The 7057-nt window shown below is 37.9% G+C and carries 7 protein-coding genes; 1 reads left to right on the top strand and 6 read right to left on the bottom strand.

Features of this window, described 5'->3' with window-relative positions; all coding sequences use genetic code 11:
• From FG383_RS08775 to FG383_RS08760, 4 genes are all read right to left on the bottom strand, one after another.
• On the bottom strand, positions 1-773 hold a 773-nt coding region (locus tag FG383_RS08775; RefSeq protein WP_185907891.1), incomplete at its 3' end, for an acyl-CoA dehydrogenase family protein.
• A 16-nt stretch (positions 774-789) separates the two neighbouring features.
• On the bottom strand, positions 790-1950 hold the full coding sequence (locus FG383_RS08770; protein ID WP_142606950.1) for a CaiB/BaiF CoA transferase family protein: 1161 nt from the start codon (positions 1948-1950) through the stop codon (positions 790-792).
• Between the two features lie 267 nt (positions 1951-2217).
• Positions 2218-2544 carry a DUF3870 domain-containing protein gene (locus FG383_RS08765; protein ID WP_142606948.1) on the bottom strand — a complete coding sequence of 109 codons (327 nt, stop codon included), beginning with the start codon at positions 2542-2544 and terminating at the stop codon, positions 2218-2220.
• Between the two features lie 167 nt (positions 2545-2711).
• Entirely contained in the window at positions 2712-3398 is a 687-nt protein-coding gene (locus tag FG383_RS08760; protein WP_142606946.1) for a Crp/Fnr family transcriptional regulator, read from the bottom strand.
• 82 nt (positions 3399-3480) lie between these two features.
• Between FG383_RS08760 and FG383_RS08755 the strand changes: the two genes are divergently transcribed.
• The gene (locus tag FG383_RS08755; protein WP_142606944.1) at positions 3481-4254 is read left to right on the top strand and encodes an HAD-IIB family hydrolase; all 774 of its coding nucleotides are present in this window, start codon (positions 3481-3483) and stop codon (positions 4252-4254) included.
• Between the two features lie 222 nt (positions 4255-4476).
• Here FG383_RS08755 and argH read toward each other — a convergent pair whose 3' ends face one another.
• Positions 4477-5850, bottom strand: a complete 1374-nt coding sequence (gene argH, locus FG383_RS08750) for an argininosuccinate lyase (protein ID WP_142606942.1) — start codon at positions 5848-5850, stop codon at positions 4477-4479.
• On the bottom strand, positions 5847-7055 hold the full coding sequence (locus tag FG383_RS08745; RefSeq protein ID WP_142606940.1) for an argininosuccinate synthase: 1209 nt from the start codon (positions 7053-7055) through the stop codon (positions 5847-5849). The genes argH and FG383_RS08745 overlap by 4 nt, the downstream gene beginning before the upstream one ends.
• Positions 7056-7057 lie beyond the last annotated feature (2 nt).

The following is a 7057-nucleotide window of genomic DNA, read 5'->3' as shown; positions in this document are numbered from 1 at the left end:
CATGCCATAATTTGTCCTACCGCTCCAGCTGCTACAGTGAAGCGTCCATTATCAAGCGCCGCCATCGCAATTTTGAACCCTTCTCCTTCTTTACCGAGTAGATTCTCTTTTGGTACTTTCACATTTTCGAAAAATAGCTCGCCTGTATTTCCAGCACGAATTCCTAGTTTTCCTTTTGTTGCAATAGAAGAAAACCCTTCCCACGTACGTTCTACGATAAAAGCAGAAATCCCTTTATGTTTTTCCGATTTGTCTCCTGTATAAGCAAAGACTAAAAAGTGGTCTGCCACATCACATAAGGAAATCCATGCTTTTTGTCCATTTAAAATGTAATGATCCCCGTCTTTTACAGCGGTTGTTTCAAGCGCTGCTACATCAGACCCTGCTGCGGGTTCCGTTAAACCAAACGCACCAATTTTCTCCCCTTTTGCTTGAGGTACTAAATACTTTTGTTTCTGTTCTTCTGTTCCCCACTGTAACAACGTCAAACTATTTAGCCCAATGTGTACAGAAACCGCTGTACGGAAAGCCGTATCTCCTCGCTCTAGCTCTTCACATACGATCGCAAGCGAATTGTAGTCCATCCCGCTTCCGCCATACTCTTCTGGAATACAAACACCCATGAATCCAAGGTCTGCAAGTTTCGTATAAATAGCTGGGTCTGATTTTCCTGCACGATCCCATTCGCCAATATAAGGCATAATTTCTTTGTCGACAAATCCTCTTACCGTTTTACGTAACATGTTTTGTTCTGCTGAGAATGAAAAGTTCATCATATATCTCTCCTTCTTAATTGGTTGTTTGTGTCATACCTAATCGATTCATAATTTCCTCATTATGCTCCCCTGGATTAGGAGGATGGTACTTCATCTGAACCGGTGTCCGGGATAGCTTAAGTGGACTTCCAATCAGTTTTATGTGTCCAGCTGTTGGATGTTCTTGCGTGATAAACATATTGCGCGCTTGAAGCTGTTTATCATGGACAACTTCCTCTAAATTTTGAATTGGACCACTTGGAATATTATTATTTCTACATTGTTCTTGCCAATAGGCGGTTTCTTTTGTTAATAAAATGGCTTGTAATAATGGAACTAATTGGTCTCTGTTTTTCACGCGGTTAGGATTCGTTTGAAAAAGAATATTTTGAGCGTATTCGGGTTTTCCGAGCACATCGCAAAATGCCTTAAACTGATGATCGTTTCCGACTGCAATGACCATTTCTCCATCTAATGTTTGAAATGCCTGATACGGAACAATATTTGCATGGCTATTTCCGAGAGCTTTCGGAACTTGTTCGGCCATTAAATAATTACTTCCAATATTCACTAGTGCGCTTACTGCAGAATCATAAAGGGAAATATCTAACTTTTGTCCTTTCCCGGATTGTACGCGCTCTAACAAAGCAGCTTGAATTCCAATGCATGCATATAACCCAGTTAGAACATCTACTATGGCAACACCTGTTTTTTGTGGTCCTGATTCTTTCGTACCGGTAATGCTCATTAAACCGCTCATCGCCTGAATGATAAAGTCATATCCTGGAATATGTCGATCCGGTCCCGTTTCACCAAACCCTGTAATCGAGCAATACACAATACGTGGATTAAGCTCCGATAACACGTCATACCCTAAACCGAAACGCTCCATCGTGCCAGTTTTGAAATTATTAATAATTACATCACTTTCTTGAACCAACTTTTTAATCGTTTCAACACCAGCTTCTGACTTCAAGTCTAAAGTAATCGCCTTTTTGTTTCGATTGGCACTCAAGTAGTAAGCGCTTACTTCTTCTTTAAATGGAGGACCCCATTTACGCGTTTCATCACTCCCGCCAGGTGCCTCCACCTTTATGACCTCTGCACCTAAGTCACCCATAATCATCGTGCAATATGGACCAGCGAGAACACGCGACAAATCTAAGACTTTGATATTCGCAAGAGCTCCCGTCATTTGAACACTCATTCCTTTCTATCGATAAATTCAAAAAGCCAATTCAAAAGGACTACAGACTAGCTGTACGTCAAATTGAACTGGCTTTTTATCTGCGGTTAAAATTCCGGAAAGAATTTTGACAGATTAGGCAGTATTGGCTTTTTATATTTCCTAACAGATTGGTCATGGGTAATGAACGCTTAAACGTTTCGACATGACTCGTTAGTTCTTATTCTATTACATAAATATAGATTTGTAAACTAAATAATCAAATACTTTTAAATATTAAATTAATTTTTCTTTTTCAATCGTATATAACTCATAATGCTTATATAGATCTTTCAGTGCTGACATTACTGCATTTCCTGCTTTGCCTAAATAATGATTTTTTATACTTGCAAGTGGCTGATCAATTCCATCTTGTAAACTATGCCCTCTTAGCAGTTGTTGTACAAATGCTCGTCCATGTTCCGTAGCTAACGTACAACTCGCCGCAACAATCACTCCGTATTTTTTATCAATTTCCGCTGTAATTGTTAACGTTTCATATAAGTTTTGTGCGGCCATTCCCGCCGGAAGCCTTGCATGCCCCGCTATAAAAACTGTATTCATAATCTTTCATATCCCCTTTGTTAAAAAGCTTATATTAAAAGCATCTCTATACTTTAAGAATACAGGAAGCGAATACTATTTAATAGTACTTAATGGGAATATTCTGTTTAATTTTCATTTAGTTAAGAAGACTACATAGGATAGTAGGTTCACAGAAAGATTTTGAATCATTCATACCTTAATCCACCAGAAATGTTCTCTATCTTTTCCCAATCGATAACTATTATTTCTTTCTTTTTCTTCTCAATCATCTTTTCATTAACAAACTTTTCAATAACTCGATTTAAATGTCGCGATGTTGTACCTATTAAAGAAGCTATTTCCACGCTATTTGTCGTATGAATCTCTTTTCCAAAAGTGTCACCATTACGAACAGTGCACAAATAACTCGCAAACCTCGATTCAACAGAAGCGAGCAAGTTAATGCGGGATGCGGTTGTACAAGTTTGTAGTTTGTACGTTGTATGTTTTAAGAGTTCTTTTAAAAAAGCTAGATCTTTCATTAATTTGTTGCGTATGTATGTTTTATTGATGAAAATAAAATCCGTTTCTTCCACTGCAGTTACTTGGGATTGAATTGGCACCTTTTGGATTAATTCAATATCACCCATGATGGAAATGGCTGAACAAAATCTAAGCAGCAATGCTTTACCTGTAATAACACTTGTTGTAATTTTTGTTCGACCTGAAACTTGCATATATAGCCCATCAATGTCCTCCCCTTCCAATAAAACGACTTCGTTGCGATTATATCGTCTGATCTGAAATGGATGTTGGTTATCTGTAAAAAGCATTTTCAACTCTTTGTGGTTCAAATAATCTGTTGAAAGTAAATGATCTTGAATAATTTGCATCGTTTTTCTCCTTTTGAGACATATGTCCTTTTTATTATATCGAAAAATAGCTACTATTAAGAGAGTGAAAGGACGGAGAGCGATGAAATTTGTTTTTGATTTAGATGGTACGATTTGTTTTAAGGGGCAACCTTTATGTGAAGAAATAACAGAGGCATTACAATATTGTCGCCATATGGGACATGAAGTTATTTTTGCTTCTGCAAGACCAATTCGCGACTTACTTCCTGTACTTCCAAAAGAAATGCATATGTATCATATGATTGGTGGAAATGGGACGTTTGTTGCAAACGATGGAAAAATTACGCATCTAACATCGTTCGATCATCAAACTAAAGAACAAATAAAACAAATTATTGAAGACTTAAAGCTTAGCTATTTAATCGATACGGAATGGGATTATGCATATACTGGAAGCACAGAGCATCCGATTTTTCGAAATCTGGATCCCGACCAGTTAGCAAAAAACATTTCGATACATAAGATGGAGCAAATGATTAAGGTTGTGCTATTTCCAAACGAACATGTAAGCGAAATATTATCTCGATTAAACTTGCTTCATGTTCGAACATACATTCATCGGCAAGAGAATATTCTAGATATTAGCCCAATAGGTACAGATAAATGGATTGGCTTGCAAAAACTAAATGTGAAAGAGCAGGACTTCATCGCTTTTGGTAACGATGCAAATGATATCCCTATGTTTCAATTTGCGACAGAAGCAGTCTGTGTCGGTAAACACGAGGAATTGCAGAAAGTAGCGACGTGGAATGTTGAAAGTAATGCAGGGGCAGTCGCAGATAAGATTAAAGAACTTAGTAAAGTTTATGCCACTCAACTGGAAATGTACAGATGAAGACTTCTCCTATTTCAGTAGTGGATCTCTTGCCAGTTCGATATCTTTCCAACTAAACATGAAATAATTACAACTAACTCAATCATTTTTCCAACTAAACTCACTAATTTTCCAACTAAACCGTCATTTTTTCTAACTACTCCTTATAGAAAGACTGAAATTGTTACCCAAATGACAAAAAACTGTAGACAGCTCCTCAAAATCTGAGTGTCTACAGTTTCATTATGCTAAACGCTTTTTAGCTTCTTCTATTTGGATGGTAACCTGGTCAAATCCAGTTCCACCAAGGGAATTTCTTCTTCTAACCGCAGCAAGAGGTGATAATACATCATAAATATCCGACTCTATTAAGCTGCTTGCTTCTTGTAAATCATCTAGCGGAAGATCTAATAAGAAATAGCCTCGCTGGATGCAAAGGAATACTAACTTACCAGTTACTTCATGTGCCTCACGGAATGGCAGTCCTTTTGCTGCAAGATAATCCGCAAGTTCCGTTGCATTGGAAAAGTCTTTGTGTACAGTATCGTGGAGACGTTCTTTATGAACAGTCATTGTGCGAACCATACCTTCGAATATTTTCAAACTCCCAACGATAGTATGCACCGTATCGAACATACCTTCTTTGTCTTCTTGCATGTCTTTATTATAAGCAAGTGGCAATCCTTTAATAACTGTAAGTAAGCCCATTAGATTTCCGTAAACGCGACCTGTTTTTCCACGGATCAACTCGGCCATATCCGGATTTTTCTTTTGTGGCATAATACTAGAGCCAGTAGAGAATGAATCATCTAACTCAATGAAGTTAAACTCCGAGCTTGACCATAAAATGATTTCCTCTGCAAATCGGGATAAATGTGCCATTAGCATCGAAGAATTACTTAAAAATTCGACGATAAAATCACGATCACTTACCGCATCCATGCTGTTTGCATATACGTTCGCAAATCCAAGGTATTCTGCAGAAAGTTTGCGATCAATTGGAAAAGTAGTTCCTGCAAGTGCCCCTGCTCCAAGTGGAGAAATGTCGATACGTTTAATCGAATCTTTAAAACGATCTTTGTCTCGGTCTAGCATCCAGAAATACGCCATTAAATGATGTGCAAATGAAATTGGCTGTGCACGTTGTAAGTGCGTATATCCTGGTGCAAGTGTTTCCACATGCGTTTCTGCTTGAGCAATCAGTGTTTGTTGGAAAAGTTCGATTAACTCGATGATTTCTCCTACTCTATTTTTCAAGAATAAGTGCATATCCGTTGCTACCTGATCGTTACGACTGCGCCCTGTATGCAGTTTCCCGCCAACTGGTCCAATCAAATCAATAAGCATTTTTTCTAAATTTAAATGAATGTCTTCGTTTGCAACTAAAAATTCTAATGCATTATCTGCTGCTAGTTTCTTTAATTGCTCTAAACCACCCAGAATTTGCTGCACGTCTTCTTGGGGCAAAATTTGACAAGCCCCAAGCATTTTAACGTGTGCAACGCTTCCTTCTAAATCTTCCATTACTAATGTTTGGTCAAAACCGATGGAAGCTCCAAATTCATCTACCCATTGTTCAGCAGATTTTTGGAATCTTCCTCCCCAAAGTTTGGTCATGCTTTCACCTTCTCCGCTCCTTGGTTCACCATCGCGTGAACTTTTGTTGGAAGACCCCAAAGCTCGATAAATCCAACTGCTGATGCATGATTAAATTCGTCATCTGCTGTGTAAGTCGCAAGTTTTTCGTTGTATAAAGAGTTAGGTGATTTACGTCCCTCTACAATTGCATGTCCTTTGAATAATTTCACGCGAACTGTGCCGTTTACGTATACTTGTGTTTCTTTTAAGAATGCTTCTAGTGCTGTTCTAAGTGGAGAGAACCAAAGTCCTTCATAAATAAGTTCTGTTAGTTTTTTCTCCATTACTGGTTTGAAATGAGCTAATTCTTTTACTAATGTAATATCTTCTAATTCTTTATGTGCTAATAACAATGTGTGAGCACCTGGGATTTCATATACTTCACGGGATTTAATACCAACAAGACGGTTTTCTACATGATCGATACGTCCAACTCCGTGTTTACCTGCCAAATCATTCAATTTTAAGATTAACTCATATAGTTTATATTCCACGCCGTCTAGCGCAACTGGAACACCATTTTTAAACTCAATTTCAATAACATCTGGCACGTCTGGTGCATTTTCTAATGACACCGTTAAATCATAAGCGTCTTCTGGTGGCGCTGCCCAAGGGTCTTCTAAAATACCACATTCGTTTGCACGACCCCATAGATTTTGGTCAATCGAGAATGGGCTATCTAAGTTAATTGGAATCGGAATATTTTTTTCTTTTGCATAAGCAATTTCCTCTTCACGGCTCCAGCTCCACTCACGAACCGGTGCAATAACTTCTAAATTAGGATTTAATGCATTGATCGAAACTTCGAAACGAACTTGGTCATTTCCTTTACCTGTACAACCGTGTGCTACTGCAGTTGCACCTGTTTGTTCCGCAATTTCCACTAACTTTTTCGAAATTAATGGACGAGATAATGCAGAAACAAGCGGATATTTGTTTTCATACCAAGTATGTGCTTGTAAAGAAATTAGTGCATATTCATTCGCAAACTCTTCTCTTGCGTCAATCATATAACTTTCTACTGCACCAACTTGTAGTGCTTTATTTTTAACAAATTCTAAATCTTTACCTTCACCAACGTCGAGACACACTGCTACTACGTCATATCCTTGTTCTTTTAACCATGTAATTGCTACAGATGTATCTAGTCCGCCTGAATATGCTAAAACGACTTTTTTATTCATTT

Source organism: Psychrobacillus soli (assembly GCF_006861775.1).
Lineage (GTDB): Bacteria > Bacillota > Bacilli > Bacillales_A > Planococcaceae > Psychrobacillus > Psychrobacillus soli.
This window is presented reverse-complemented; position numbering and strand designations above follow the sequence as displayed.